At 60.5% G+C, this 22,895-nt stretch carries 21 protein-coding genes and 1 riboswitch; of the genes, 10 read left to right on the top strand and 11 right to left on the bottom strand.

What is annotated here, in order from left to right; translation table 11 throughout:
• Positions 1-2 precede the first annotated feature (2 nt).
• The 4 genes from menB (at position 3) to E5E97_RS06825 (ending at position 4,734) form a co-directional block, all read left to right on the top strand.
• Positions 3-851, top strand: coding sequence for a 1,4-dihydroxy-2-naphthoyl-CoA synthase (gene menB, locus E5E97_RS06840; RefSeq protein WP_016349300.1), 849 nt, complete (start codon positions 3-5; stop codon positions 849-851).
• The gene (gene menC, locus E5E97_RS06835) at positions 851-1,780 is read left to right on the top strand and encodes an o-succinylbenzoate synthase (protein ID WP_118881992.1); all 930 of its coding nucleotides are present in this window, start codon (positions 851-853) and stop codon (positions 1,778-1,780) included. The genes menB and menC overlap by 1 nt, the downstream gene beginning before the upstream one ends.
• A 10-nt stretch (positions 1,781-1,790) precedes the next feature.
• On the top strand, positions 1,791-3,197 hold the full coding sequence (locus E5E97_RS06830) for a 2-succinylbenzoate--CoA ligase (protein WP_118881993.1): 1,407 nt from the start codon (positions 1,791-1,793) through the stop codon (positions 3,195-3,197).
• Between the two features lie 301 nt (positions 3,198-3,498).
• Positions 3,499-4,734, top strand: a complete 1,236-nt coding sequence (locus E5E97_RS06825) for a helix-turn-helix domain-containing protein (RefSeq protein ID WP_171280023.1) — start codon at positions 3,499-3,501, stop codon at positions 4,732-4,734.
• 2 nt (positions 4,735-4,736) lie between these two features.
• On the opposite strand, the gene E5E97_RS06820 is transcribed toward E5E97_RS06825, so the two are convergent.
• The 6 genes from E5E97_RS06820 to E5E97_RS06795 form a co-directional block, all read right to left on the bottom strand.
• Entirely contained in the window at positions 4,737-5,276 is a 540-nt protein-coding gene (locus tag E5E97_RS06820; protein ID WP_118881995.1) for a fimbrial protein, read from the bottom strand.
• An 8-nt stretch (positions 5,277-5,284) separates the two neighbouring features.
• Entirely contained in the window at positions 5,285-6,310 is a 1,026-nt protein-coding gene (locus E5E97_RS06815) for a fimbrial protein (RefSeq protein ID WP_118881996.1), read from the bottom strand.
• A 2-nt stretch (positions 6,311-6,312) separates the two neighbouring features.
• Positions 6,313-7,044, bottom strand: a complete 732-nt coding sequence (locus E5E97_RS06810; protein ID WP_041216177.1) for a molecular chaperone — start codon at positions 7,042-7,044, stop codon at positions 6,313-6,315.
• Between the two features lie 10 nt (positions 7,045-7,054).
• Positions 7,055-9,589 carry a fimbria/pilus outer membrane usher protein gene (locus E5E97_RS06805; RefSeq protein WP_171280022.1) on the bottom strand — a complete coding sequence of 845 codons (2,535 nt, stop codon included), beginning with the start codon at positions 9,587-9,589 and terminating at the stop codon, positions 7,055-7,057.
• Between the two features lie 67 nt (positions 9,590-9,656).
• A complete protein-coding gene (locus E5E97_RS06800) occupies positions 9,657-10,046 on the bottom strand; it encodes a hypothetical protein (RefSeq protein ID WP_162902102.1) in 390 nt (129 codons plus the stop codon).
• 99 nt (positions 10,047-10,145) lie between these two features.
• Positions 10,146-10,688 (bottom strand): fimbrial protein, encoded by a 543-nt coding sequence (locus tag E5E97_RS06795; protein ID WP_011704492.1) that lies wholly within the window; start codon positions 10,686-10,688, stop codon positions 10,146-10,148.
• Positions 10,689-11,563: 875 nt separating this feature from the next.
• Positions 11,564-11,649, top strand: a riboswitch (cyclic di-GMP riboswitch).
• A 93-nt stretch (positions 11,650-11,742) separates the two neighbouring features.
• Here E5E97_RS06795 and E5E97_RS06790 point away from each other — a divergent pair.
• From E5E97_RS06790 to E5E97_RS06780, 3 genes are all read left to right on the top strand, one after another.
• Entirely contained in the window at positions 11,743-12,069 is a 327-nt protein-coding gene (locus tag E5E97_RS06790) for a fimbrial protein (RefSeq protein ID WP_162902039.1), read from the top strand.
• 504 nt (positions 12,070-12,573) lie between these two features.
• The gene (locus E5E97_RS06785) at positions 12,574-15,321 is read left to right on the top strand and encodes a collagenase (RefSeq protein WP_171280021.1); all 2,748 of its coding nucleotides are present in this window, start codon (positions 12,574-12,576) and stop codon (positions 15,319-15,321) included.
• A gap of 166 nt (positions 15,322-15,487) precedes the next feature.
• Positions 15,488-16,489, top strand: a complete 1,002-nt coding sequence (locus E5E97_RS06780; protein WP_171280020.1) for a vancomycin high temperature exclusion protein — start codon at positions 15,488-15,490, stop codon at positions 16,487-16,489.
• A gap of 53 nt (positions 16,490-16,542) precedes the next feature.
• Here E5E97_RS06780 and E5E97_RS06775 read toward each other — a convergent pair whose 3' ends face one another.
• Positions 16,543-17,157 carry a superoxide dismutase gene (locus E5E97_RS06775; RefSeq protein WP_171280019.1) on the bottom strand — a complete coding sequence of 205 codons (615 nt, stop codon included), beginning with the start codon at positions 17,155-17,157 and terminating at the stop codon, positions 16,543-16,545.
• A 21-nt stretch (positions 17,158-17,178) separates the two neighbouring features.
• Entirely contained in the window at positions 17,179-17,604 is a 426-nt protein-coding gene (locus E5E97_RS06770; RefSeq protein ID WP_171281200.1) for a hypothetical protein, read from the bottom strand.
• Positions 17,605-17,894: 290 nt separating this feature from the next.
• Between E5E97_RS06770 and E5E97_RS06765 the strand changes: the two genes are divergently transcribed.
• Together E5E97_RS06765 and E5E97_RS06760 are read left to right on the top strand one after the other, a co-directional pair.
• The gene (locus E5E97_RS06765; protein WP_171280018.1) at positions 17,895-18,806 is read left to right on the top strand and encodes a triacylglycerol lipase; all 912 of its coding nucleotides are present in this window, start codon (positions 17,895-17,897) and stop codon (positions 18,804-18,806) included.
• Positions 18,803-19,558 carry a lipase secretion chaperone gene (locus E5E97_RS06760; protein ID WP_171280017.1) on the top strand — a complete coding sequence of 252 codons (756 nt, stop codon included), beginning with the start codon at positions 18,803-18,805 and terminating at the stop codon, positions 19,556-19,558. Before E5E97_RS06765 ends, E5E97_RS06760 begins: the two co-directional genes overlap by 4 nt.
• A gap of 45 nt (positions 19,559-19,603) precedes the next feature.
• On the opposite strand, the gene E5E97_RS06755 is transcribed toward E5E97_RS06760, so the two are convergent.
• Genes E5E97_RS06755 through sgrR form a run of 3 tightly spaced genes read right to left on the bottom strand, consistent with a single transcriptional unit; the run spans position 19,604 to position 22,513 of the window.
• Entirely contained in the window at positions 19,604-20,317 is a 714-nt protein-coding gene (locus tag E5E97_RS06755; protein ID WP_171280016.1) for a hypothetical protein, read from the bottom strand.
• 31 nt (positions 20,318-20,348) lie between these two features.
• The gene (locus E5E97_RS06750; RefSeq protein WP_011704482.1) at positions 20,349-20,744 is read right to left on the bottom strand and encodes a thioesterase family protein; all 396 of its coding nucleotides are present in this window, start codon (positions 20,742-20,744) and stop codon (positions 20,349-20,351) included.
• A 35-nt stretch (positions 20,745-20,779) separates the two neighbouring features.
• Positions 20,780-22,513: an HTH-type transcriptional regulator SgrR gene (gene sgrR, locus E5E97_RS06745; protein WP_171280015.1), complete on the bottom strand. Its 1,734-nt coding sequence runs from the start codon at positions 22,511-22,513 to the stop codon at positions 20,780-20,782.
• A gap of 100 nt (positions 22,514-22,613) precedes the next feature.
• On the opposite strand from sgrR, the gene E5E97_RS06740 reads away from it, so the two are divergent.
• Positions 22,614-22,790, top strand: coding sequence for a hypothetical protein (locus E5E97_RS06740; RefSeq protein ID WP_016349280.1), 177 nt, complete (start codon positions 22,614-22,616; stop codon positions 22,788-22,790).
• Positions 22,791-22,895 lie beyond the last annotated feature (105 nt).

The raw sequence follows: 22,895 nt of genomic DNA, 5'->3' as shown, positions 1-22,895 counted from the left end.
CAATGACTGAAGCGGAACTCTATGCCCCCGTCGAGTGGCGTGATTGCTCCGCCGGTTACGAGGATATCCTCTATCACAAGTCCGACGATGGCATTGCCAAGATCACCATCAACCGCCCCCAGGTACGCAACGCCTTCCGCCCCCGCACCGTCAAAGAGATGCTGCAGGCGCTGGCCGATGCCCGCTACGACGATCAGGTCGGCACCATCATCCTGACCGGCTTTGGCGAGAAGGCCTTCTGCGCCGGCGGTGACCAGAAGATCCGTGGCGACTACGGTGGCTACCGCGATGACGAGGGGACCCATCACCTCAACGTGCTCGACTTCCAGCGTGACATCCGCACCTGTCCGAAACCGGTCGTTGCCATGGTGGCCGGCTACGCGGTCGGTGGCGGCCACGTGCTGCACATGATGTGCGATCTGACCATCGCCGCCGACAACGCCCAGTTCGGCCAGACCGGTCCGAAAGTGGGCTCCTTCGACGGCGGCTGGGGTGCCTCCTACATGGCCCGCATCGTCGGCCAGAAGAAGGCCCGCGAGATCTGGTTCCTGTGCCGTATGTACGATGCCAAGCAAGCCCTCGACATGGGCCTGGTCAATACCGTCGTGCCGCTGGCGGAGCTGGAGCGTGAAACCGTGCGCTGGTGCCGCGAGATGCTGCAGAACAGCCCGATGGCGCTGCGCTGCCTGAAGGCCGCCCTCAACGCCGACTGCGACGGCCAGGCCGGCTTGCAGGAGCTGGCGGGGAATGCCACCATGCTGTTCTACATGACCGAAGAGGGTCAGGAAGGGCGCAACGCGTTCAACGAGAAACGCCGTCCCGACTTCTCCAAATACAAGCGGAATCCCTGATGACACTCGCTCTCTATCGCTACCAACTGCCTTTTACCCAGCCCCTGACCTTTCACGGCAAGGTGGAGGTGGCGCGAGAGGGCCTGCTGGTCCGCGTTGACGACGGCTGGGGGGAAATCGCCCCCCTGCCCGGCTTCTCCCGCGAGAGCCTGGCCGAGGCGCAAGCCGAAGCCATCGCCTGTCTGGAGCAGCTGGCGGCGGGGCAGGAGATCGCCCCGCAGCTTCCTTCGGTGCAATTCGGGCTGGACTGCGCCCGCCGCTGCTGGCCTGCCCAGACCACTGCGCTGCCGGAGCCTTATCCGCTTATTCAGGGCTCCCCCCAGGAGCTGCTCAAGCACTGGAAGAACTGGCTGCACAAGACCCCCAGCAAGGCCAAGCTGAAAGTGGCCCGCTATCCCATGCGCGACGAGCTGGCGCTGATCCGCCTGCTGTGCGACCGCATCCCAACCCTCAAGCTGGTGCTGGACGCCAACCAGGGCTGGACCCGCGAGGAGGCCTGGGCCTTCTGCGGCCATCTGGATCCAAACCGCATCGAGTACCTGGAAGACCCTTGCGCCGACTTTGCCGACATCGCCTTCGTGGCCAATCGCACCGGCATGCCGGTGGCCATCGACGAGCTGCTGGCCCAGGGCAAGCCGTGGGAGCCCCTTCCCCAGCTGCGCGCCCTGGTGCTCAAGCCCACCCTGCTCGGCTCCCTGGCCCACTGCGAGGTGCTGGTCGCCCGCGCTCGCGAGCTGCGCCTCAAGGTGATCGTCTCCTCCTGCTTCGAATCCGGCCTTGGCCTGAACCAGCTGTTCCATCTGGCGAGTGAATGGGCGCCGGATCAGGCCCCCGGCCTGGATACCAAACGCTGGCTGGCCACCGATCTGCTGGACGCGACCGGCAAACCCGACCTGAGCCTGCTGGAGCCCCTGTTTCACCGTGATTGAAGGGGCCTGCATGCCACCGCTATCTGACCATTACCACCCTCTGCAACCCTGCCCGGTGCGTCACTGGGCGAGGTCCTCCCCGGACCGCATCGCCATTCACGCCGCCGACCCGCTCACCTACCAACAGCTGGATGCCAGACTCAACGGCCTGTGCCGGCAGCTGGCGCTGGCGGGCCTGCAGGCCGGTGATCGCCTCGCCGCCGTGGTGCGCGGCGCCCTGCCCGACCTGTTGCTGGCCTGGGCCTGCGTGCGCAGCGGCATCGTCTTCTGCCCGCTCAATCCCGCCTTTCCCTTGGCACGACAAGCGGAGCTGGCGGCCCTGCTCGCCGTCAGGGCCTGCTGGTCGGCAGGCGAGATCCCGGCCGGCAACTGGCAGCCACTGCGGCTCGATTTTGCCCATGAGCTGGCAGCGGACGAGGGCGACTGCATGCTGGATCCTGCCCGGCTCAACAACATGATCCTCACCTCGGGGTCCAGCGGTACGCCCAAGGCCGTGGTACACCGGCTGGCCAATCATCTGGCCTCGGCGCGGGGTTCGGCCACCGTGATCCCGCTCGACGCCGAGTGCGGCTGGCTGCTCTCCCTGCCGCTGTTTCATGTCGGCGGTTACGCCATCCTGTTCCGGGTCTTTCTGGCGGGTGCAGCCCTGGTGCTGGACGATCGCAGCCGCCCGCTCAGGGAGCGGCTCGAACAGCAACCCATCACCCATCTCTCCCTGGTGCCGACCCAGCTCTGGCGACTGCTGGCGGAGGGCTTTGACCCCGCCCGTACCCGGCTGCGCGAGCTGCTGCTCGGCGGCGCCGCCATTCCCCAGCCACTGGTGAACCGGTTGAGCGCCATGGGGCTGGTGCCCAAGGTGAGTTACGGCCTCTCCGAGATGGGCAGCCAGGTCTGCACCGGCCAGCCGTCCACCGCCGGCGTGGTGGGCAAGGCACTGCCGGGACGGGAGGTCTGCATCCAGCAGGGGGAGATCTGCGTGCGCGGTGACACCCTGTTTGCCGGCTATTTCAACGCAGGTGGGCTGGAGCGGCCGCTCGATGAGGCAGGCTGGTTCCACACCCGCGACAAGGGGGATTTCACCGTCGATGGCGAACTGGTGGTGGAGGGGCGGCTCGACAATCTCTTCATCTCCGGGGGTGAGAACATCCAGCCCGAGACCATAGAGCAGCGACTGGTGGATCACCCCGCCGTGGCGCAGGCGCTGGTGGTGCCGGTACCGAGCGATGAGTGGGGGCAGCGCCCGGCCGCCTTCATCGACTGGCATGGCGAACCTGTGCCCCCTGCCGAGCTGGCGGCCTGGATCCGGCAGACCCTGCCCGGTTTCATGGTGCCGGACCAGTGGCACCCCTGGCCCGATCTGGGCGGTCATCTCAAGCCGCAGCGCAGGCAATATCAGAATATTCTTAAGGCGCAATAATCACTCCTGCGACAGGACTTGGCATGCAGGAGTCATCCAAATACGCACATTATTCGAAAGAAAATGCTGGCGGTGTCAAAATCCCCCTCACAGCCCCAAGTAAGTGAGAACGATTACATAAATGGCTATTTTTTTGCACGTTTTTTGAACTGAATTAATTACCTGTAGTACCATATCCGCCATCATGCATTTCAATGGAAAGGTAACCGTTTGATAGTTAAAGATATTGTCAATTTTGCATTATTTGAACAAAGACTGCATGGTGGTAAAATGCTCTCCTTGGCAGTAAGGCGAGTCACACATGAGTAACAAAAATTATAAAATTGCAGAGGAGATATTTTTCTCCGCGGCAATATTCCGACTCTCTAAGGGAGAAAAGGACATCAAGCTCAGCAACAAAGAAGCCGAGCTGCTCGAAATGCTGTGTGATGAGGCAGGCAGTGTCATTCCAAGAAGCAAACTGCAAGATGCCTTGTGGCCAAACCAGGACAATACCGATACCAACCTGAACCGGCAGACCCTCTCATTGAGAAGAAAGCTGGAATCATTCGGCTTGATGGATGCGATCGATACCATTCCACGCGTGGGATATATCTTTTGTGCCCCTATTGAGGCCGCAGGAGAGACCGAAGAAGCTGCACCAAATGAAGAAACTCAAGCGGCGAATCCTTCTCATGCGCCTCAGGCCAGACGGCAATATACTCGCCGCAAATATGACCGCTATTTCAGCCCAAAGCGTATTCTGCTGTTTGCGCTACTGCTGGTCTCACTGACTTCACTGGCCATCGTCATCTATAACTATGCGACGGCAAATACGCTGCGTACCATCAATCTCAGCCAGATTTCCCTCTATATGACCAGCGAGACGGAAAAAGTGCTGAATGTGAAAATCGATTCTCTGACCCCCTTGATACAGCGTATTTCACGCAAGGCGGATGAACAGATTTCCATTCTGGTCGGTAAAGAAGCCATCAGCTATTTTTCCATCGACAATAACAGCAGGAAATTATCCGAGAATGTCTTTCTGCTGCGCAGCGGTCATCCAGTGGCTGAAGAAGTACAATGTGTGATCACCACCATGACCCAGCAGGGAGACAATGTTTCCCACAACTATTACAACAATCCAGATACCACAGTCCGTTATCACAGCAATTGCCAGGCGCCGGACAACTGGGTGGAGATGACCAGAAAGAGCAAATTCATTGTCACCATGAACAGGGAAATAGTGGTGGCAACCGTGATCGCCACCGACAATCAGGGCAAAACACTGTTCAATCTGGATTCCGTCGGGGATCTGGAGCGGGATGATGGCGATATTTCGGTCGAGGTGAAAAATACCATCGTCAATTTCATTGATCAGCAGGCACTGACCAGCAATGGCATGGTAGCAACCCTGGTAGCGGCGCTGACACCACCCAAACAAACGGCACAATTTGTTCAGTTGCCGGGCGGCATTTACCTATCCAATTATCTGGGTGGCGTCATCACCTGGCCCAGCCTCGGCAATTCAAAGGTCATCCAGCGCAATGACCTCTGAGTTTATTCATAAGCAACGATGAAGTTGGCAACGGCAGAATAGTCACCGGGCTGGATGTTCTTGGCCGCCAGCGCGTCCGGGTGCCCTTCCACCCGGGCAAAGAATTGCAGCTCATTGTCTGCGCTGCCGCCCAGCAAATAACTGCGGGAGGGTGTGCCCAGATCCAGGGGTGTCTGGGTCACGTCATACAAGCGGATGCCGGCGCCCTTGGCAATGCCCGCGGTAAAGGCCAGCCCGCCGCTGAGCTGGGCATCTTTCGAGCCGGTAAAGGTCACCTTGGCCATGCGGAAAATCCCCGGCTTGCAGTTAGTCAGGCGGATGGAGAAAGGCACCTGCTCCCCGGCCCCGTTGGCATAGAGCTGCTTGACATCGACCACTCCCATCTCGACCTCCTGCTCAAGGGATTCGGGGGCGACCACACAGGGCTGGTCGATTATTCGGCCATGGAGATTGAGCTCTCCACCAAGAAGTTCAAGGTCATCAGCCGCTGCATTGACCCACAGCGGGAAAATCAGCAACCCCAAACAGCCTAAGCGCAACATATCGACTCCTACTGGAATGACGCAACAATGGTACCGGTTGCATAGAAATCACCGGCAGCAACTTCAGCACCGGCGGGACTTATCGGGGCGGCAGTAAACCCCCAATCACCGATATTTCCCTGCATGGATACTGGATACCAGTCATTCAGATTCAGTGTCGAGCCATCCAGCTGTTTGAATTTGATGCCAAGATTATTGATAACATCACCACCTTTATATCCATCTCGAGTGGTTCTGAGATAACTCTGGTTAAATGATGTGGGTTTACCAGAAATGGCGAGGTTTATTTTCAATGGCTTATCCTTATCAAATTCCCCACCACTGCACACGAAGTTAAGTGGTACTGTTTTTTCAAAATTGTTGCCATCCAACCCTGTGCCAGGCAAATCACCGAATTCGACCTCAATCGTCTGCCCTCCATTGATAGTGCACTTTTCTGGCACATACAACACGGAGGATTTGATGACGATCCTGGACATGACTTCATTATTGAAACCGACATCTGTTTTACCCAGACGTCCAAACATTTCGACTATTTCATGGTCAGCAATATGCACACCATTGATAATGGGCTTGCGAACGCGGAATGTTACCTTTCCCTTGCTACCACTGCGAAAGCCGAAGGTTGCAGAACCATTTCGTTTACGGCACGTGAACTGCCCTCTGTTGGACTCCTCATTGAAAGGCGCATTCACATATTCCTTGCGATTTCCTTCAATCCAGATATCAACCTTGAGATCGAGAAACTCATTTAATTTAACGTACCCACCACCGACACTGGGCAGTCCGGCACTCATAACCGCCTTGTAATAAAATGGCTGGTTAATAATATCTTGATCAGGACATATGGCCGTACCACTATATGTTCCGGCCAGATCCCAACCAAACTCCTTCAGAGCCCCAGTCTGGTTGGCAATGTCTTCCTTGGTCAGCTCAATGTCATAGGTCTTGGTATCGGCCCTGACTTCACCGTTAATAGCCAGCGCCGGCATGGACAAGAACATGATACCAAGTACACCCGTACGCAATATCATCTTCATTTCTCCTTCACTGCTTTACAGGCATTGCCTGTGCACTGGTATTTGATATCCATATATCCGCCGTAGTCATTGACGTAGCTGATCACAAATTCATTGCCCAGTGCTTCCGGGATGGTGACCGTCTGCTCTGACTTGGGGGCAACCATAAAGGCCGAGAAGCCCTTCATCGCGGTTCTTCCTTTGCCCTGCGGATGGCCGAGGCCCACGTAGGTGATGTAGTAAGGTGTCGGGTTGTTGACCTTGAGGGCCTTGCCCTGCTTGGTGATCAGCACCTGATCCTGCCAGATGGCACCGCGCTCGGGCAGGATGGCCTCGGGGCGGTAGAACAGCTTTATCTTGGACTGCACGGCAATCTGCATCACGTTGCTCTTCTCGCTCTTGGGCGGGATCTCGCGCAGATTGAAGTAGTAGATGGACTCGCGATCCTTGGGCAGGCTGTCGATGGCCGGCACGCTGGCGATCCGCACGATGGACTTCTGGTTCGCATCCACCCGCTGTACCGGCGGCAGCACCGCGAAGGGAGAAGCGATCTTCTGACCCTGGGCATCTTCAATCCAGGACTGCGCCAGGTAGGGCAGCTTCTGGTTCTCGTTCTTGATGTTGAGGCTGATGGACTTGGCACCGCCCGGATAGACGACACGAGTACGGTCCAGCACGATGGCAGCGCTGACGTTGAGCGAGGTCATGCCCAGCACGGCCAGACAGGTATAAGAGAGCAGCTTTTTCATCGGTATCCCATTACTTGCAAGTGAGAGTCTTCATCGACAGATCGGTTACTTGTTGCGGCGCCACTATCTTGCACTGGCGGGCGCCGCCCCAGGAGAGTTCAAACGCTTCATTCGGTTTCACCCCGGTCAGATAGACCAGGCCATCTTCATCCACCACCGAGAGCACCCGGCCGGAATCCTTAACGACGGTGGCACCAAACGGCGGCACTGAGCCATCGGGCAGTTTGACGTTGGCCAGCAGCTTGAACCCTTCGGCCATTTCGAAGGCATTATACCCAATTGCGCCCTCGGTCAGGGTCCCCTGCTTGATGGCGTTCATCGCATCGATGTCATCGCTCAGCTGATCCACGTCCACCCGGGTGTCGCTCTTGCGATAGTCGGTCATGTCGCTGATCACCGCGACGCCAAAGCGGTTGGTTACGGCGCGGCCGTTGTTGAAGGAGACGCCGGAGGTCTTGTCGGTATCCACCATCATGCGGGTACCGCCACGACGGGTCGCTTGGTGCAGGGCCGCACCGTGCTGGGTCGCCGTCAGACCGCCACGCAGGCTGGCGCCGACCGAGGTGTATTCGCTCTGCACGCTGTAGGCATTGAGGCTGACCGCACCGATGTCGCTGTTGTGGTTGTAGTAGCCCCGCGCCACGGCATGGCCGTTGCTCTGCACGCCCGCCCCCAGCTGATAGGTATCATCCGGCCGGCTGTAATCCTGATAGGTGGCCAGATGGGTGACCTTGCCATTGGAGGACTGCACGCTGTATCCCGCGCTCTTTCTGTCTCCGATCGGCATGCTCAGGGTCAGCATGACGCTCTTGTCATCCTCGTAGTTCTCGGTCTTGGTCTTGTAGGCCGACACATAGACGGAGACATCCTTGAAGCTACCGATGTTCACGTTCTTGTTGATGGTGAGGCCGTAGCGATCCTCGGCATCGTGCTCCCAATAAGTTCTGTGGGTGTAGTCCAGATAGACGGTCAGCGCCTTGGCCGCATCCTCCGCCCAGAAGGTCTTGTTGGCGGTGATGGTGTAGAGCTCCTTGTCACCCCAGGTGTTGTAGTCATCGCTCGAGGTCGTTTCGTTCTTCTCCAGCCGCTCCTTGTTGCTCAGGAACTGCGACATGGTCATGAAGTTGTGCTGGGAGAAGCGATAACCGGCGAAGGTGATCGAGCTGTTGTATTCATCAAACTGCTTGGCGTAGTTCACCCGCACCGACTGGCCAATCTTGGTCGACAGGCCCGGCAGCTTGGCAATGGATTGAGTCAGGTCGGCCGAGATGGCGCCGAAGGCATAGAGATCGCGACCGATACCCAGCCCCATGGAGTTGTATTCACCCGCAACCAGGCTGCCACCGTACAGCGACCAGGAGTTGGCCACCCCCCAGGAGAAATCACCAGTCACAAAGGCCGGACCGTGCACATCATGCACCGAATCCGTCTGTTCGGAAGGGGCACCGACCGCCAGGTTGTATCGGACGTAACCGGGGCGAGTCAGATAGGGGACGGTCGCGGTGTCGACCTGGAACGAGTTGACGCTGCCATCCTGCTCCTCCACCCGCACGTCGAGACGGCCGCGTACCGAGCTGTCCAGCCCCTGAATGCGAAACGGACCGGCCGGCACGTTGGTCTCATAGAGGATGCGGCCGGACTGGGAGATGGTGACCTTGGCGTTGGTCTTGGCGATGCCGCTTACTTCCGGCGCATAGCCCTGCAGGCTCGGCGGCAGCATGCGCTCGTCATTGGCCAGGTTGACGCCGGTATAGCGGAAGCCGTCGATCAGTTGGGAGTTGAGCTGCTGCTCACCTACCGTCAGCTTGGCGGCCATGTTTGGCAGCGGACGATAGGCATAGATGCGGTTCAGCTCGGAAGTGGTGCGCTCGTTGTCACCCCAGTAGGCATTGGCCTGGTAGTCGCCCCGCAGGCGCCAGGCGCCATAGTTGAACCCCAGGGTACCGTAGCTGCTGATGTTGCGGTTGGAGTAACCATCCCCTTCGTTGACCTGGGCGTTGATGTTGTAATCCAGCATCATCCCCGGGATCCCTTCATCCCACTGTTCGGGCGGAATCCAGTTGGGATCGCTGTACTTCATCCACGCCTGGGGCACGGCGATGCGCAGCAAGCCGTTACCTATGTCGTTCGCGATCACCACGCCGTCCAGCGCCAGCAGGTTGGCACACTGGCCGTCGTGCCAGGTATCGATCTTGGCGATGGCCTCGTCGGTCAGCGCCAGCTTGGGGATCACCTCTTGCGGCAGGCAGGCCACCCCACCCTTTCCCTTGCCGGTATCGGTCTCGTAGAAAGGGATCTTCTGCAGGGGCAGCTTGTTCTTGTTGACCTCGATCTCGAGGTAGTAGTCGCCGGGCAGGATGTAGCCTTCGTCGGCAAACTGGGAGAGGTCGATCTTGGTCCGTTCGTCCAGATCGAGCGCATCAATATTAAACTCCGTTTCTGCCCATGCGTGATTTGCCACCGCCATCAGGCCGGGCACGCATAGCATGAAAACCATTTTTGAATAATGTTTTTTTCTCACAGAGTCTGATGTTGAAACGCTCATATTTTCACTCTAGGAATTGCATAACGGTCTCACGTAATGAGGTATCTACACTAAGCAATTGGCTTGCTTACATATAATTGAGTTCAAACAGCGTCGTACTGTCCGGAAAAAACAGCTGACTGCTGGTGAGCCCCAAATTGAATTCCAGATCACTGTTGACGATATCCGAAACAATAAAGCGTTCGCCGGATACCTTGTGATATTGGCCGTTGTTGATAATGCCCAGCTCATCGCTCATGGCACCGCGCACGGACATGGAAATAAAAGGCAGTGATGCCTCCGTCGCCCCTTCAACCTGACAGCCGCTGATTTTCAGTGTGCCCGGTTGCTGAGCCTGCAGCGGAATGCTGCGCAGCACCTCCAGCGTACAGCCCGATTCGGCCAGTCCATCCGTGAGTTCATTGGCGTGGACTGACCCCGCCATCATCACCAGCTGCAGCACCATGGCTGCCATCATTGAAGTTTTCATGATCAAGGTTCGATGTGAGGAGACAGAATGTGTGAGGTTGTGGTGGTTCGCACCACCACAACCCTGATCACACGTTAAGGCACTCTATTACTCGTAGGAGAGAGTAAAGTTGGTCACTGCAGTGAAAGCGCCGGCTTTCAGCGGGTTGGCGGTCTGATCGGCATAACCTTTCAGCACGGCGCTGAAGGGCAGCTCGTTGTCACCGTTGACCAGGCCGAAGGCGGCAGTCGGAGTACCCAGTACGATCGGGGCACCACCCGGAGCGGTCATCTTGATACCGGCACCCGCGGCGTCACCACCACCGATGACCAGCAGGCTGGAATCTACCGGGTCTTTGGCACCGCTGAAGGTTACCTTGACGGCATCTTCCTTGTCGGAGATTTCACAGTTCAGCAGCTTGATGCTGAACGGCTTGGAGTTGGACTCGCCACCGCTGGCCAGCTCTTTGGTGCTGATCTGACCCATTTCAACTACCTGGTCAACAGACTCAGGAGCAACGGAGCAAGGAGCGTTGATGATTTCACCATTGAAGGTGACTTTGCCTGAACCAGCGCCACCGGCAGCAACAGCGGAGCCGCACAGCAACATGGAACCAACACCCATAGCAACCAGAATCTTGTTAGCTTTCATTCGTTTATACCTACATTAACGTGTGTTGTACTGCATCACTCCAATCATGCTGGAGTCACGATTTTCAGTGATGCCGCGATATACTGCACAGCAACTGCTGGTGCCCAACCTCTCATTAAGCCGGTGAGGGGTCATGCCAATAATCAGCTGTGCCTTTTAAGGTCTATTTAAATAAGCAAAAGCAGCACACCGCATCAGGAGCAGTTCCCGCTACACCTCAACTGCACAACTACATACATCCTTGTCGTCTGTGCAGAAAGCCGTGTTCCGCTTTTGCTTGATGGACAAATTAACGACTCATATGATGCACATCAAATACATTTTGATTTTTATAAATTCAGTTATAAACACCTATAAAACAATCACTTAAAATCAAACTGGAACATTGGCGAACGCCATGAAATAAATAAAGCTCATATAGCAAACACCCATTGCATAATTTGAAATCGGATATTTTTAATCACTTAACAACCATTAACAAAAACACAACAAAATAATGTTTGAGCAGTATTTTAGGTGATTCTAAAAATACCTATAAAGCAATAGTCAAAACGGCTCACTCATATCGCCAGGTAATCAGGTAATCATTTTAACCCATTAGGCATAGAGGAAAGTTGATATCTCTGCTGTTGCCACCTTCCTGTGTGACCCTGGTTTTAATTCACCGGATGCTAGTCATGTATGTTCACCACAGAATAAGGCTTCGTCGAAAACCAGTAGTCAATAGTGATGAACAAGATTGGATATATACCGCCTAATATGGGCCAGACCATATATTTCCTGTCACGGTCATATATAAAATTTTATTTGTGACTGATATCCCACACTTTTTTATGGCGATTGATTTCTCAAAGTGGGGTGTTATCATCTAAACATAGAGTAAAGGGCAAACCGGTCGAAAGGTCGGGACGCAAAGCCACCGGTCTAAGGGTTCATAACCTAAGACAGCGGAGCTGCCATCTGAGAAGAGCGATGTCATCAGTTGTATCTGTGTCATTCTCTTTGATTGCGTTGCCCTTTTCGTACAACGACATGTGACGAAAAGGACATAAAAATGAACACTTCCACTGCTTCCGTTCGCAACAGCGCCATCCGTTTCGCTTCTTCTTCTGCCGCCGCAGCCATGCTGCTGGGTGCTGCCTTGCTGCCTGCTACTGCCTCCGCTGCCGACGGCACCATCACCTTCACCGGTACCATCTACGAAGCTCCCTGCGACTTCGCCGACAACAGCGTGACCTGCTATTCCGGCACTCAGCGCCAGACCATGGATCTGGCCAGCCTGCAGCAAGCTGGCAGCCTCAATACCATCAGCAGCACCATGCAGTACAAGCTGTCTGCCGGCAGCAGCAACATGGCCATCGTCACCGTCAGCTACCTCTGATCGGGTCGTTCCTGCCATCTGCCCGGGGTTGTTCATTACCTCGGGCGGGTCTGTTCGCCTTTTGCAGGATGAGCTTCCACAGCCTCCCCTAGGCTGGCATCGCTAATCACTGCTCTCCATCCACCAATCCCCCTCCCGTTTTCCTCGGTTGCCATGCCGACTGCCGCCCGGCGGCTTTTCACTACGATACTCACTGCGACACTCGGCTTTCTCCTCAGGCAGATCAGCTCTTTCCCTGCTTGATCCCCAGCTTACTACTGTCGCATTCCCGCTTGGCGGGAGAATCTCAAACGAGACGTTGATCACAGTTGCCGGCCTCAGACTGAGCTCCCCCCCAGATGGCAGATGAGTCCTTGCTATCAACCAGGCCCCTAATGGGGCTCACTTTGTTTTGATTTAATCTAAATAAATGATTTATATGGCCTGATTGGTGGGTTGATATCCTTTTGGGGCTGACTAGATTGCACGCGTCAATCACGCAGACAATCAAGCAAAGGGATAAAAATGAACAATCTGGGTACCAGGTTGCTGCTGCTGGCAGCACCGGGCCTGTTTGCCACTTCGGCGCTGGCCAACTACTCCCCCTCCGACTGGCAACAGTATCAACTCAAAGGTGAATCCAGCCGTCAGCTGGGGGATCGTCTCACCGAAGTGACCTACGAGCTGAGCGCCCGCAATGGCGGCGCCCCCTATCAGCAGCTGAGGGTGTATCGCCGCTTCGACTGGAGTGATGCCAACCTGGCTGCGCTGGCAGAACAGCAGTGCGGCGAGCCGCAGCTCAAGATCGAGCAGGGCTGGCAGATCCGCTACCTCAGCTGTGAAGAGGTGGTGCCGGCTGGCAAGGCCGTTCCGGCCAGCAGCTATGACTTTGGCTACGGCATGAAACAGGGCCGCTGGGAGCCACTAGCAGGCACCCCGACCGCGCCGCGTCAGGATCGTCTGCCGCTGGCGGAGCGGGTCATCCTGGGTCACAGTGAGCAGGAGCTGGATCGCTGCGAACTCAACGCCGAAGGTCGCTGCTCCGAGCAGGCATGGCAATACCAGCCGCAAAACTGGCAGCAGTTGAAGGTGCTGGAAGAGACCCCCAATGAACGGGATGGCCGCCTCGAGCAGATCTTCTTCCGCCTGCAGCCCATCGCGGGCAGCCAGGCCGCCAAGCAGGTGAGCGAGCTACACGTCTGGCGCCAGTACACCTGGTTGCTGGAACAGGCCAAGACCCAGCAGGAGTGCGATGAACCCCAGACCCGTCAGGAAGGGGACAAGACCATCAGCTATCGGGTGTGCCGTCAGACCCTACCCGCCGGCAGCGAGGTGCAGGTGGTCTTGAAGGACACCGGCTATCAATACCCGGTGGGGGGCAGCGAATGGCAGACCCTGCCGGAAACAACCGAGTGGCAGGAGAGCCGGGTACTCAACCGCCCCATCGTGCTGGCTAGCAAGGAAGAGCAGCTCGACTGTCGCCGTGCCGACGGCCGCGCCTGTTCCGAGCCGGATCTGCCGGGCACAGAGCTGCTGGATGCCGAAGTGGCCAAGATAGTGCAGGATGCCAGTGGCCAGCCCGCGCCGGTCTGGCAGGAGAACTATGGTCACGATGACACCAAGCTGCTGGCCGTGTCGCGCGGCATCCAGAGCCTGCTGGCGGCCAATCAGCCGGCCCATCCGGCCATGAAGCTGCTGCTGGAATACGTGCGTGCCCACAACTACCACAACTACGGCAAGCACAAGGAAGACGGCCCGGCTGCCGCCGAGGCGCTGGCCGAGGCATTGACGGCGCTGGGCGCCCATCCGCTGCTCTTCCCGGAGCAGGCCAGCGACGAGGTAGGTGCCGTCATGGGTGCCTGGAGCATAGCCCTGCACGGTCAGTTCAAGAGCCCGGCAGTGCAGAGCCGCTTTGGCACCCTGCTCGGCGAGTTCAACCAGATGCTGGCCTACAGCACCCGCCATGCCAGCGAGATCAACGGCCAGCACGCCTGGGCGACCGGCCTATTCGATCTGCTCAACTTCCTCGACTTCGCCAGCGACTACAGCGACCCCTTCGCCAACGACTTCCGCCAGCAGGATGGCGAGCTGCGCAAGCAACTGCACGCCCTCGGCATGAGCGAACTCGCGTTGTGGAAGGGACGGGATGGCTCCGATCTGTTCCTGCTCAACAACGTGCTGGATGCCTACACCCGCCTCTACCGGGTCGCCCGCTATACCCGTCCGGACGAGCTCGACGGCTACCGCAAGCTGCTGGATGACTCCGTCATCGCACTGGTTCGCCACCACGACCTGATCCCCGGCGGCCAGCAGAGTCAGGATCTGCTGGAAGACATGTCGCTGACCCTCTCCACCTACTACCTGACCTATACGGATCGCACCAGCGAAGCCTGCATCAGCGGTGACTTCGCCGGGCTCTGCACCCCTGTCCGGGTGGAGGACGTGCTGCCGTTCGAGCACACCTGCTCACCGACCCTGCGCCTGCGAGCCCAGGATCTGACCATGGATCAGGCCGAGGGGATCTGCCGTGAACTGGGTGCCGAAGAGCAGCAGTTCCACCAGCAGATGGAAACCGGCTGGCAGCCGGTGGCGGACGATCACAACGAGGCGCTGGAACTGGTGGTCTTCAACTCATCCGCCGACTGGAAACGCTATGGCAGTGCCCTGTTCGGCGGCGTCTCCACCGACAACGGCGGCATCTACCTCGAAGGGGATCCGGCGCGCCCCGGCAACCAGGCCCGCTTCTTCGCCTACGAGGCGGAGTGGAAGCGCCCAGCGTTCCAGGTGTGGAACCTGCGCCACGAGTACGTCCACTACCTGGACGGCCGCTTCAACCAGTACGGCAGCTTCGGCCACTACCCGCTCAACCGCACCACCTGGTGGTCGGAAGGGCTGGCGGAGTTCGTCGCCCACGGCCAGTGCTTCGCCCGCGGTCTGGACAACGTCGCCGGCCGCCCGGCCAACGATCGTCCGGCCCTGGCCGACATCCTGCACCTGGATTACGACAAGGGCGGCGAGATGGTCTACTCCTGGTCCTACACGGTGCACCGTTTCCTGAACGAGACCGGTCGCGGCGCCAGCTGGCTGGCCATGGCCCAGGCCCTGCGCAACCCGGATCAGCAGCAGGCCATGAGCGCCTTCGAAGCCGAGCTGGACCAGCTGATTGCCAATGACAGCGAGGCCTACCAGCAGTGGCTCGGCCGCGAGCTGCTGCCCTGGTGGGAAGCCAACAAGGACTCCGACGAGTGCAAGGCCAACGACTCCTCCCACTGAGGACGAGACGACTATGACAAGGGGCGGCCATGGCCGCCCCTGCTTATGAACGATTTTAATCGGCTCAGGATCAAGTAGTTAGCCGCCCCCTCCCTGCGACAACCTCTGCCCGAGTGACGCCTTCGGCGGTCATCAAGCCTGACGTACGGCGGCAACTTGTAATAGAATGACCCTCTGTCACCTCTTACTTCAGACCCGAACCGCACCGCGCATGAAGAAGTTTGCCAAGATCCTGCTCGCCTGCCTCTGCCTGTTGCTGGCCTCCGTCGCCACACTGCTGGGCTACAGCGAGTGGACCGTCTCGGACGCCCGTCACTACACCTACGACGACGTCAATGCGGTGCCCTACAACCGGGTCGCCCTGGTGCTCGGCACCTCCAAGTACCTGATTGGCGGCAGCCCGAACCACTACTTCAAGTACCGGATCAAAGCCGCCGCCGAGCTCTACAACAACGGCAAGGTGGACTACATCCTGGTTTCCGGCGACAACGCCACCGTACAGTACAACGAGCCGCGCCAGATGCGGCGGGCTCTGATCCAGGCCGGCATCCCGGCCAGCGCCATCTACAGCGACTACGCCGGCTTTCGGACTCTGGACTCCATCGTGCGGGCCAAGGAGGTGTTCGGTCAGGCCCACTTCACCGTGGTCTCGCAGGCCTTTCACAACGAGCGCGCCATCTTCATTGCCCGCCACTTCGGCATCGAGGCGGTCGGCTTCAACGCCGTGGATCCCAGCGCCTATCAGGGCATCAAGACCCGGGTACGCGAGGTGTTCGCCCGCCTGATGGGGCTGCTCGACCTCTACGTGCTGGACAAGGGTCCCAAGTTCCTCGGCGAGCCTATCGTCATTGGCGGCCCGATCCCCTGCCAGGCGTTGAGTACCATAGGGGCGAGCCAGCCCTGCCTGCCCATTGCACCGCCCCCTCATAAGCCGAAGGCCAAGCCGGCAGCGGCAGTGAGCGCGGCAACCAGCAGTGCCCCGGCCACCAGCGCCGCCGTGCCGAGCGAAGTCACCGCTGCGGACAAGCCAGCCATCACCAGTGCAGCAACACCAACCAGCGGTGCCCAGACCACCAGCGCCGCCGTGCCAAATGAGGCAACGCCCGTGGATAACCCGGCTGCCGCCAGTGCGGCGCCGCCAACCAGCAGCGCGCCGCCCCCTCAATAGCAGAGACCCGCCAACAGGCGGGTCTCTTTCATTGGGCTCGGTATTTCCAGCGATCAGGCCAGCGCCGCCACGTAACGCCGTGCCACCTCGTTCCAGTCGATCACCTTGTAAAACGCGGCTATGTAGTCGGGACGCTTGTTCTGGTACTTGAGGTAGTAGGCGTGTTCCCACACATCCAGCCCCAAAATGGGCACCAGCCCATCCTGCAGGGGGCTGTCCTGGTTGGCGCTGCTCACTACCTGCAGCTTGCCGCTCCGATCGACCACCAGCCAGGCCCAGCCGCTGCCAAAACGGCTCAGCGCCGCCTGGGTAAAGGCCTGCTTGAAGGCCTCCAGTCCGCCCAGATCCCTCTCGATCGCTGCAGCCAGCTCGCCGGCCGGCTCGCCACCACCCTGCGGACTCATCACCTGCCAGAACAGGCTGTGATTGGCGTGACCGCCGCCGTGATTGCGCACGGCGCCCTGTACCTTGGCAGGCAGGCTGTCGAAGCGGGCAAGCAGCTCCTCCACCGGCAGCGCCGCCAGCTCGGGGAGATCGGCCAGGGCGGCATTGAGGTTGTTGATGTAGGTCTGATGGTGGCGGCTGTGATGGATCTCCATGGTCAGCGCATCGATATGGGGTTCCAGCGCGTCATAGGCATAGGCCAGGGCTGGCAGGGTATGGCTCATGGTCACCTCTGTTTATTGTGATTAATGCAGTTGGCGGGCGGACCCGGTCTGGCACAGGCACTGACCGAGGCAGCGGCGGATGCCGTCGTGGTTGCCGTGTTTGCGCAGGAAGGCGAGCAGCTCGGCATGGGTGCTGCGGGTGTGGCGCAGGGCCGCATCTCGCAGAGGATCGGGGCTGGCCGGCGACTGGCTGGTGGCAAGCAGGCAGTCGTGGATGTGGCACAGCAGGTCGGCAGCCCGCTCCGGCCGCGCCATGGCGATCAGCAGATCCGCCAGATTGTGGTGGGCCACCACCAGCGCGGCGACAGCCTCATCCACGTCGGGCCAGCCGGTAAACTGCTGGCGGGCCAGCCACAGCGCCTGCTGATAGCAGGAGAGCGCCTTGCCGTGTTCACCGGCATCGAAGTGGCGATTGCCGCTCATGGTCTGCACCTTCCAGTGCACCATGCTGCTGTCGCTCTCCTCCGTCCCCACCCATCCTCTTACCCAGCTCGCCGCCATGATCCTCAACACCACAAATGATAATAATTATTATTTAACTTATGTGGGCGGCGAACACAAGGGATAGTTGTGCCGGCACCGCCAACAGCCCTGCCCATATGGGTAGGGCTTTTTTGAATCTGTCTGTTTGGTGATCATTTGCACAGATGCAAACGTCCCGCTCCGTCATGCTGGTCGGTACTGGCATGAGGCCGGTGGTTGCCGCTGCGGCAACCTTATTCACAAGGATGGACAAGATGAAAAAATGGCTATTGGTGCTGCTGTGCGCCCTGCCCATGCTGGGCCAGGCGGCAGGTTATACCCAGACCCGCTACCCCATAGTGCTGGTGCACGGCCTGTTCGGCTTCGACAAGCTGCTCGGGGTCGACTACTTCTACGGCATCCCCCAGGCGCTGACCCGGGATGGCGCCAGGGTCTATGTGGCCCAGGTCTCCGCCACCCAGAGCTCGGAACTGCGCGGCGAGCAGCTGCTCAAACAGGTGCAGCAGGTGCTCGCCATCACGGGGGCCGACAAGGTGAACCTCATCGGCCACTCCCACGGCGGCCCCACCATTCGCTACGTCGCCTCGGTCGCCCCCGAGCTGGTCGCCTCCGCCACCAGCGTGGGCGGGGTCAACTACGGCTCGGAGATCGCCGATCTGGTGCGCGCCAACGTGGCACCGGGCTCGGTGGCCGAGAAGCTGGCGGTAGCTGCCGCCTCCGCCCTGTCCGGGGTCATCTCGCTGCTCTCCGGGGGCAACCAGCTGCCACAGGATCCCCTCGCCGCCCTCGACGCCCTCACCAGCGCCGGCGCCCAGCGCTTCAACCAGCGCTACCCTGAGGGGCTGCCCAGCCAGTACTGCGGCGAAGGGCCCATGCAGGCCGCCAACGGGGTCTACTACTTCTCCTGGAGCGGGCGCGGCACCATGACCAACATCCTGGATCCGGTGGATCCGGCGCTGGCGCTGACCGGCAGCTTCTTCAAGGAGCCCAACGACGGCCTGGTCGGGGTGTGCAGCAGCCACCTCGGCAAGGTGATCGGCACCGACTACCGGATGAACCACCTGGACGAGGTGAATCAGTCGTTCGGCATTCGCCACCTGTTTGAGACCGACCCGGTCAGCCTCTATCGCCAGCATGCCAACCGCCTGCAGAGACTGGGGTTATGAACAAGGCATGGCTGATGGCCGCTCCGCTGGGGGCGGCCCTGCTGCTGGGGGGCTGGCAGCTGTGGCCCGCCCCGAACTCCACCCCAGCCACTCCCCCGGTGGACGAGGCAGGGCCGAGCTCCCCCCTGACCCGGCAGGCGGCCCCCTCGCCCGATGAGAACTCGCTGCAGGCCCGCTATGAAGCCTTTCTCGCCGCCGAAGGCAGCCTGACGGTGCCGACCGATCCGGGCCTGGCCAGCCTGCAGGTGCTGTTCGACGAGCGCGAGCAGTTGCGCCAGCAGAGTTTCACCCCGGCCGAGCAGGAGCAGCTGTTTGCCGAAGATCGGCTGATGGAGCAGTGGACCCTGCGCCGCAAGGCGCTGGCGGAGGCTGGCGATGCCGACAAGCCGCTGCTGGCGAGCGAGCTCGAGCTCTGGCTGGCGGAGCAGCCCCAGTGGTTTCGGGAGGCGGAGGCCAACAGCCGCCTGCTCGGCGACCTGCAGAGTCTGGAGCGGCTGCCCGCGACCGAGCGCGATGCCGTGCTGCGCGAGCAGCTGGGGCCGGAGGCGGCGGACCGGCTGCATCAGCTGGCGGAGAGTCAGCAGGGGTTCGAGCAACAGCTGGCCGGCTATCTGGCCGAGATCAAGCCCCTGCCCGCCGAGCGGCGGGCCGAACAACAACCGGAGATCCTGGCGCGCTGGTTCGAGCCCGACCAGTGGCGACGGGTGGAAGCCCTCACCCGGCTCAGGCTGGGCGAGTCGTCACCGCAATGAAAAGGGGGTCCACATCTGGGCCCCCTCGCTTTGCTACTGCCGTACTTACAGCGGCTTATTGGCGCCCGGCAGCGGCTGCCAGGTAAGGCGGGTCACCTGGGGTCCCTGCACCTCGCACTTGAGGCTCAGATCCTGCCACCCCTTCTCCTGGCGCAGGGAGACTTCCCCCTCGATACCCTCGGCACGGGTCTTGAGCTTGGCCTGCTCGAAGGTCACCTTGTCACCCCCGGCCAGCGCCATCAACTTGCCGTTGCAGAGCCAGTGGGCCAGCTCCGCTCCCTTGAACTTGACGCCACCCTTGGCCGCCTTCTGTTCGGCCGGGCTCTGGGCAAACAGTTTGCCCAGCTCGGCCGCCCGTTTGGTGAGCCAGACTTCCCGCTGCTGCATGCTCATCTTGCTGACGAACTCGGCGGGCTGGCCCTTCTCGTCCAGCCACTGGGTCAGCTTGCCGCCGTCGTCAAAGGCGAACTGGGCGGCGGGCTCCTTCACCCCGAACAGCTTGCCGCCCTTGAAGTAGTAGCGGCTCTCCCCTTCCAGCTTGCCCTGCTCGTTCATGATGGGCACGGCGATGATGACGGGAGCGCCATCCACCCAGGCCTTGATGTCGACGCCATCGTGGCTGAACAGACGGGTATCGAGGGCGCTCTCGGCCCCCTTTTCCATCAGGAAGAACTGCTCGGCGAGGGAGGCCGCCACGGAAGGCAGGGAGCAGAGCCCCAGTCCCAAGCCGAGGCTCAGGGCGATCACGGTATTGCGCATAAGTGTCCTGTGATTGGCCGGTGGGCCAAGGTTAGCTTTCTATCAGCCAGGCCCGCAGCCCCTCCCGGTGGCGATCGCTCAGGGGGATGGACTGGCGGGACTGGTAGTCAAAATGGATCAGGGTGGTTTCGGCGGTCACCGCCAGCTCGTCCCCCTGCCAGGCTTCCTGCCAGAGCGTGAAGGAGCTGGAGCCGATGCGGCGGACCCCGGTTTTGATCAATACCTGCTGGCCGTAGAACAGCTCCCGTTTGAACTGCACCGTGTAGCCCGCAATGATCAGATGCCAGTTGTGCACATCCAGCTCGGGGGAGAAGATGCGAAACAGCGGGTCGCGGGCCGATTCAAACCAGACCGCCGGCACCGTGTTGTTGATGTGGCCGAGGGCATCTGTCTCTTGAAAACGGGGTTGGATCTGCATTTCCAGCATGGATATCGACTCCTTGTCGTTGGACCGCGCTCAGGCTAACGCGGCCCGCCTTTGGACTCAAGCTCCCCCGTCGTATCGCCGGCGCCGACGGCCAGCTCCGGGCGCAGCCAGGCGCTGCGAAAATCGAACCAACCGAGCGCCGTCATCCGCACCCCGTGCACGCCGACCCGGCTCTCCAGTTCCAGCCAGTGGTGAAACAGCGGCACGAACCAGCCCTGCTGCTGCACGCTTGCCAGCAAGGCACGCGGCCCGGGCTCCTCGCCGCTGGCACGCCACTGCGTCAGCCCCTGCCACAGACGCTGCTGGCCGCCCCACACCTTGCGCAGCAGCGGGGTGCCCTGCAACCAGGCGTAGGGGGCGAAGGCGTGTTCGTGCTCCAGGTTGAGGGTGCCGAGCCAGAGATCCACGTCCTCGTCCATCCCGCTCACCCAGCGGCCGTAATCCAGGGTGCGCACCTCGAGCCGGATCCCCTGCTCTGCCAGTAGGCTGCTCATGGCGTTGGCACACTCGTTGAACTCCAGGTGCTGGTTGAAGCAGGCCAGCACCAGCTGGCGCGGCAGTTGTTCCGGCATCGGCAGCGGAGCCGGCTGCGCCTCGCGCCAGTGGGGCAAGAGCCCGAGCGCGCTGGTCCAGCCCCGCTGCAGCTCGGGGGCGACCCGCGCCATCAGGGCGATGGGGTTGAGCAGGCCGGCCAGCCACTGGCGCAGGGCGGGAGCCTGCAAGGATGCGGATCTGTCGTCCTGCAGCAGGAAGTAACAGCCGGATTCCAGCTCGGACTCGCCGCGCATGGTGCCAAGCTCGGGGCTGTCGCGCCCCAGCTGCAGGTGGCTCTCCAGCCGCTCCGCCAGCTCCGGCAGCATCCAGATGTCGATCTCGTCGAGCAGGGCACGCAGCCCGAAGTAGTCGTCGAATGCTTCGAGGCACAGTTGCAGCGGGTCGTTGGCGGTCACCCGGTAGGGGCCTGTGCCCACCGGTTGCAGGGCAAAGCCCGCCTCCCCCTTGAGCTCGCGCGGCAGGATGGCCGCCACCGGCTCGGCCAGCAGCTGGGGCAGCAGAGGATCCGGGCTGTCGAGATGAAGATCCAGGGTGCGCGGCCAGGGGCTCTCCAGACGCGCCAGATGGGCAAACAGCGGGCGATCCCGCAGGGCCAGCAGGCTCTCCACCACGTCCTCCACCACCAGCTCGCGGCCATGGTGAAAGCGCACCGCCGGCCTCAGGTAGAAGCGCCAGTGGCAGGGGCCCAGACACTCCCAGTGGTGGGCCAGATCCCCCTCGATTTCCCCATTTTCCTCATTTCGCCGAGCCAGGCCGTTGAAGATCTGACGGCTCAGGTGGATTTCGGAGCGGCGCAGCGGGCCGGTGGGCAGCAGGCGCGGCAGCGGCCGGTAGTAGGGCACCCTCAGGATCTGGCGCCCTTCCCGGGTGGCCTGGCCGAGCTGCTCGATCAGCAGCGGGGTGAGCAGCTCGAGGCGATCTTCGGCCAGCCGTACCGCCTGCGCCAGCTGGCCCTGGCTGAGCAGATCCCGTAGCCGGCGCCGGGTCAGGCTCTCCTGGTTGTCGAGCAGGGTGAGCCGGGAGCGCCGCCCCCGCCCGGCCTCCGCCGCCCAGCTGAGCCAACCCTGATCCTGCATGCGGCGCAGCAGCAGGCGGGCGTTGCGCGGGGTGCAGCAGAGCAGATCCGCCACCTCGGCGAGGCTGATCTCCCGCTCGTCGCAGCCAAGCTGCTGGGCGAGCCGTTGGAATTGCTGGTAAAGGCGACTGGTGGGCATAAAAGAGGAAATCCTGTTGCTGAAAGTCATCAGTTTTCACTTCCGCATTTTAGCTCAATACTGCTGGCGAACGTGAGAACCACAGCACAGGAGCACCATCATGAGCCACGCCAACCCCATCAAACCGAACCGGATCCAGCAGATCCTGCGCCGTTACTTCAAGCGGATCCTGCCCAGGCCGCTGACCCTGATCGAGGATCCCATGAGCCAGCTCAACCGCCTGATGCAGTGGGACATGCAGCAGATCGACGATCGGGAGTATCGCCGCCGCCTCTGAGCCCCCCTCGCCCGGATCGCACAAGGGAGGGCGCAGTTCGCCAGCGGGCGCAATTGCTTTGCCGGATTGGGTGGTTTACATCGGCGCTGGGCCTGATAGATTGGA

It is taken from the genome of Aeromonas sp. 2692-1, assembly GCF_013085505.1.
Lineage (GTDB): Bacteria > Pseudomonadota > Gammaproteobacteria > Enterobacterales > Aeromonadaceae > Aeromonas > Aeromonas hydrophila.
The sequence above is the reverse complement of the archived record's forward strand: the minus strand, read 5'-3'. Positions and strand labels throughout refer to the sequence as shown.

Coding starts and splice junctions, on each gene's coding strand:
- menB (WP_016349300.1), top strand. CDS start 3: ATGACTGAAGCGGAACTCTATGCCCCCGTCGAGTGGCGTGATTGCTCC.
- menC (WP_118881992.1), top strand. CDS start 851: ATGACACTCGCTCTCTATCGCTACCAACTGCCTTTTACCCAGCCCCTG.
- E5E97_RS06830 (WP_118881993.1), top strand. CDS start 1,791: ATGCCACCGCTATCTGACCATTACCACCCTCTGCAACCCTGCCCGGTG.
- E5E97_RS06825 (WP_171280023.1), top strand. CDS start 3,499: ATGAGTAACAAAAATTATAAAATTGCAGAGGAGATATTTTTCTCCGCG.
- E5E97_RS06820 (WP_118881995.1), bottom strand. CDS start 5,276: ATGTTGCGCTTAGGCTGTTTGGGGTTGCTGATTTTCCCGCTGTGGGTC.
- E5E97_RS06815 (WP_118881996.1), bottom strand. CDS start 6,310: ATGATATTGCGTACGGGTGTACTTGGTATCATGTTCTTGTCCATGCCG.
- E5E97_RS06810 (WP_041216177.1), bottom strand. CDS start 7,044: ATGAAAAAGCTGCTCTCTTATACCTGTCTGGCCGTGCTGGGCATGACC.
- E5E97_RS06805 (WP_171280022.1), bottom strand. CDS start 9,589: ATGAGCGTTTCAACATCAGACTCTGTGAGAAAAAAACATTATTCAAAA.
- E5E97_RS06800 (WP_162902102.1), bottom strand. CDS start 10,046: ATGATGGCAGCCATGGTGCTGCAGCTGGTGATGATGGCGGGGTCAGTC.
- E5E97_RS06795 (WP_011704492.1), bottom strand. CDS start 10,688: ATGAAAGCTAACAAGATTCTGGTTGCTATGGGTGTTGGTTCCATGTTG.
- E5E97_RS06790 (WP_162902039.1), top strand. CDS start 11,743: ATGAACACTTCCACTGCTTCCGTTCGCAACAGCGCCATCCGTTTCGCT.
- E5E97_RS06785 (WP_171280021.1), top strand. CDS start 12,574: ATGAACAATCTGGGTACCAGGTTGCTGCTGCTGGCAGCACCGGGCCTG.
- E5E97_RS06780 (WP_171280020.1), top strand. CDS start 15,488: ATGACCCTCTGTCACCTCTTACTTCAGACCCGAACCGCACCGCGCATG.
- E5E97_RS06775 (WP_171280019.1), bottom strand. CDS start 17,157: ATGAGCCATACCCTGCCAGCCCTGGCCTATGCCTATGACGCGCTGGAA.
- E5E97_RS06770 (WP_171281200.1), bottom strand. CDS start 17,604: ATGGTGCACTGGAAGGTGCAGACCATGAGCGGCAATCGCCACTTCGAT.
- E5E97_RS06765 (WP_171280018.1), top strand. CDS start 17,895: ATGAAAAAATGGCTATTGGTGCTGCTGTGCGCCCTGCCCATGCTGGGC.
- E5E97_RS06760 (WP_171280017.1), top strand. CDS start 18,803: ATGAACAAGGCATGGCTGATGGCCGCTCCGCTGGGGGCGGCCCTGCTG.
- E5E97_RS06755 (WP_171280016.1), bottom strand. CDS start 20,317: ATGCGCAATACCGTGATCGCCCTGAGCCTCGGCTTGGGACTGGGGCTC.
- E5E97_RS06750 (WP_011704482.1), bottom strand. CDS start 20,744: ATGCTGGAAATGCAGATCCAACCCCGTTTTCAAGAGACAGATGCCCTC.
- sgrR (WP_171280015.1), bottom strand. CDS start 22,513: ATGCCCACCAGTCGCCTTTACCAGCAATTCCAACGGCTCGCCCAGCAG.
- E5E97_RS06740 (WP_016349280.1), top strand. CDS start 22,614: ATGAGCCACGCCAACCCCATCAAACCGAACCGGATCCAGCAGATCCTG.